Source organism: Desulfobaccales bacterium (assembly GCA_041648175.1).
Classification (GTDB): domain Bacteria; phylum Desulfobacterota; class Desulfobaccia; order Desulfobaccales; family 0-14-0-80-60-11; genus 0-14-0-80-60-11.
Genome location: JBAZPO010000055.1, coordinates 1 through 4073 on the forward strand (window position 1 = coordinate 1; position 4073 = coordinate 4073).

Here is a 4073-nt window from a genome sequence, read left to right on the forward strand (position 1 = left end):
GCTTTTGAGAAAATCATCTGATTACAATTGAAGCTCCCCGCAGCAAGCTACGGGAAATCTTCGACCGTAGGGAATAGCGTCTATTTTTAATTCGCTCGCTAACCCCGTCGCAAGTCCGCCCGCCATATCCGCCATAAAGATTGGCGGACGTGCCGCTGGCGGGACCTTCGGCGGGGAATGCGCTCGCTGTTTCGGTTCAGTGCGGCGCCGACGGGAAAAAACTTGAACGTTCGGAGATGTTTGATGGGGTGAGAATTTAGGGTTTTTGGATGTCAAGTTTACGCATACGAGCGCGCAAGGTGCTGCGGTCAAGCCCAAGGATTTCAGCCGCACTGTTTTTTCCGCCGACTTTCCAATGGGTCTGTTCAAGTGTCTGGACAATATAGTCGCGCTCAACCGATTCCAAAGTTTTTTGGCTTGTACATAAATTCTTGAACGGCGTCTTGAGTTCATCAACCAGGCGCAGCTTGGGACCCGACGAGTTGATCACCGCACGTTCAAGGACGTTTTCCAGCTCCCTGACATTTCCAGGCCAGTGATAATTTTGTAAAGCATTCATTGCGCTCGCCGAAATGATTTCAATGGTCCTGCCCATCCGCTTGGAAATCTTTTTGACGTAAAAATCCACAAGAAGCGGTATGTCGTCCATGCGATCCCGGAGCGACGGCATGGTAATCGGAAAAATATTTAACCGGTACCAGAGATCTTCACGGAAATGGCCATTGCGGACTTCCTCTTCCAGATTACGATTTGTGGCGGCAATAATCCGTACATCGACTTTGACGGTGACGGAGCTGCCCAACCGTTCAAACTCGCCATCCTGGAGCACTCTGAGCAGCTTTGATTGTAATTCCAGCGGCAATTCGCCGATTTCATCCAGAAAAAGGGTAGCGCCGTTTGCGACCTCAAATCGCCCAAGACGTCTGGAATGAGAACCGGTGAACGCACCTTTCTCATGACCGAACAATTCGCTTTCGATCAGGTTTGAGGGCAGTGCGGCGCAATTTACTTTTACCAGAGCCCGATTTTTGCGCAAGCTCAAGCCGTGAATGGCCCGGGCGATCAACTCTTTGCCGGTTCCTGTCTCACCAAGAACCAATACGGTGGTATCGCTGCCGGCAATTTGTTCAACTTTATAAAGCACGTATTTGAGCCCGTCACTTTGACCGATAATTTTGTCATGGTTGTATTCCAGTTTAATCTCTTCTTGCAGATATGCTCTTTCCTCTTCCAATTGATCTTTTAACTTATTTATTTCGGAAAGGGCGGTTTCAGCTTTTTGTTTTCCTTTTTCCGCCTCTTCTTTTGCGACGACAAGTTCGACCGTGCGCTCCTCTACCTGCTGTTCGAGCTCGTCATGGGCTTTTTGCAGCGCATCCTCCATCTTCTTGCGCTCGGTGACGTCTACCATTACGACAACAATGCCGATGAAACCTTTATGAGTGATAAGTGAGTTTGCGCTCAATAGAAAGGAAAAAAACTTGTTATCCCCATGCTTGAAAGTGACCTCAACCGCGTGGAGGACCTTGTCACTCATTGCAGATAGAAGGACAAGGGGAGTCCCGTCGGGATAGAGGAGGTCAAATGCCTCGTCAAACGCCTGGAAGATTGGGCTTCTACCGAAGAGCCTATTGGTCGACTGACTTGCACGGATGATACGGCCTCGGTGGTCGCAGAGAACAAATATTTCCGCAGCTTGATGGAGGATTTGAGTTGTCAGTTTTTCCTCTGCCAGCATCTCTTCATTGCGCTTTTGGTCCGTCAGGTCGGTCACCACCATGCACACGGCACCGGGCATATCCGTGGGCTGAAGGGGACTTGCGGAAAGTAAGACAGGTGCATAATTTTCACCTCCGGTCTGTAAGGCCAATTCTACCTTACTGTTACCCTTTAAACCCCGCTCAACCAATGCCTTAAATACTTGAAGGTCTGTTGATGAAATGTATTGGTAGATTGAAGATCCCAGTACTTTTTCCAGAGACCCTTGGACGATATCTGCAAAACGTTGGTTACAGAAAAGGATCGTGCCGTCGGAGGCCAGGGTGACGGCCCCTTCGTTCATGGTTTCGACCATGACCCTGTAAGGATGATCGGCGCCCGATAGTGTAAAGACCCGATCTCCTTCCACCGTTGAGACAACCAGACCATCCACCTCACCGCCTCGGATAGCGCGCAGAGTTTCCTCAACTTCCATCATCCGCGACGTGAGTTCCTGCAACTCATCCAAAAGTTGCCGGCGTGTTCTATCCGATTTGTTCATTGATTCGCACTCATGAATTCTTTGGGTTTCAGACCGATGCCTTCAAGAAACCTTTCCGTATCCGACATGTCGCCGATGAGCCTCCGGAGTGGCAGGGGGAGTTTCTTGATGAGCGTTGGGGTGGCAATAATCTGCTCTTCCTTGGCCAGCTTGGGCTGTTGGTAGATGTCTATCACCTTGAGTTCGTAGCGGCCTGCCAGGTGTTTTTCACAGAGTTTCTGGACATTGGCGATTGCCTGGGTTGACTTTGGGGTCATCCCTGTAACATACAGCTGAAGAACGTGCTTTGCCCGGTCTCGCTTCGCTGCCGCTTTTTCTAATTCCTCAGTGCTCGTTTTCCCTCTTTTCATCTCCATCGCTGTTACACCAAAATTGATTTTATCATCCGGAGACAGAACGAATGTCGAGCCCCACCAGCACGCGCTCTGTGTTAGCCAGATCTCCGATAATCTTTTTAAGCGGTTCAGGAAGCTCCCTTACCAGTGTCGGTATGGCAATAATCTGGTCCCTTTTGGCAAGCTGGGGATTCTTTAAAAGGTCTATCACTTCAATGCGGTATTTCCCCGCGAGGTGCTCTTCGCAGATCTTCTTTAAATTAGCAAAGGCCGTAATCGATTTCGGGGTCTGATCGGTTACATATAACCGGAGATTCCAGCTTTCTTCTGTCGAATCGGTCTTTGCTTTCTTCCTCTTTCCGGGTGAGACAGCTTTCATCTTACTCTCCTTTCCCTCTTCTTTTTCGAGCGCTTCGCCGGACTACTGAAGGTTCTCCCTTGCGAAGATGCGCCATTTCTAAACGGTCTTCTGCCAGGACAGCTTGTCTTTTTTGCTCTTCTTCCGCTATCAAATGCACCTCTTCAGTTTCCACATCGAACTCGGCGCGCAGCGCTGTGATCTTTGCTTCCAGGGCCTCCCTCTTGCGCTCCTGCACGCGGAGCCTGCCATCCGCCTCAAGCCGGCGTTCCAGCTCAGAAGCCTTTTCCCCGGCTTGCTGGACTGCCCGGGCACTGCCGGTTAATACCTCGCCAGCACCGGTATAGATGTCGATAAGGGCAATGCCCTGGTTCGTGAGCAGGAACTCATGAATCTGGTTGGAGTGGGCCATGCCGCGGGACTTCAAAATGTACAGGCCCCGGTTGCGTTCCCCATTGAGTTCGATATCCCGGAGGAGAAGCCACGTATCGATCAGAGAAGATATCTCTTCGCTCGTGCGTTCAAGGCTGACTCCAAAATGGGTGAGGTCCGTAAGGAAAGTGGAGATCTTTTTCATCTTCAAATAGTCGATCAGGCGCGTTAATATGGATTTGACCTCTGATGCTGTTCCCGCGGCGCTCAGGTTGCTGATCGGGTCTACAATAAAAACCTGGGGCTTGAACTCCTCGATCCCCCTGTGGACGGTGACAAGATGCATCTCAAGGCCGTAAAGCGAAGGCCGGGCTGAATGAAACTTGAGAAGCCCCTTCTTCACCCATCGGGCGAGATCTATGCCGATGGAGCCCATGTTCCGGATGATCTGGCTGGGCGATTCCTCGAAGGCAAAATACAGGCAGCGCTCACCTCGCAGGCAGGCGGCGTCGGCAAAGGCAGCCGCCAAACTTGTTCTGCCTGTGCCCGCTATACCGGAGACGAGGATGGTGCTGCCCCGATAGAACCCCTTCCCATCAAGCATTGTATCCAACTTGGGGACGCCCGTGGAGATGCGCTCCGTGGAAACGGGGTAGTCGAGCCCCAGGGAAGTGATTGGCAGGATAGAGAAGCCTCTCTCGTCTATCAGGAAGGGATACTCGTCAGAGCCGTGAGATGAGCCGCGGTA

At 51.3% G+C, this 4073-nt stretch carries 4 protein-coding genes; all 4 read right to left on the minus strand.

Going from position 1 to position 4073, the window contains the following annotated elements:
• Positions 1-256: 256 nt before the first annotated feature.
• Complete coding sequence (locus WC600_18770) at positions 257-2260, minus strand: sigma 54-interacting transcriptional regulator (protein ID MFA4904773.1); 2004 nt, start codon at positions 2258-2260, stop codon at positions 257-259.
• Positions 2257-2616, minus strand: a complete 360-nt coding sequence (locus WC600_18775) for a circadian clock KaiB family protein (GenBank protein MFA4904774.1) — start codon at positions 2614-2616, stop codon at positions 2257-2259. The genes WC600_18770 and WC600_18775 overlap by 4 nt, the downstream gene beginning before the upstream one ends.
• 25 nt (positions 2617-2641) lie before the next feature.
• Positions 2642-2974, minus strand: coding sequence for a circadian clock KaiB family protein (locus WC600_18780; GenBank protein ID MFA4904775.1), 333 nt, complete (start codon positions 2972-2974; stop codon positions 2642-2644).
• Between the two features lies 1 nt (position 2975).
• The coding region (locus WC600_18785; protein MFA4904776.1) for an ATPase domain-containing protein at positions 2976-4073 on the minus strand (1098 nt) is incomplete at its 5' end.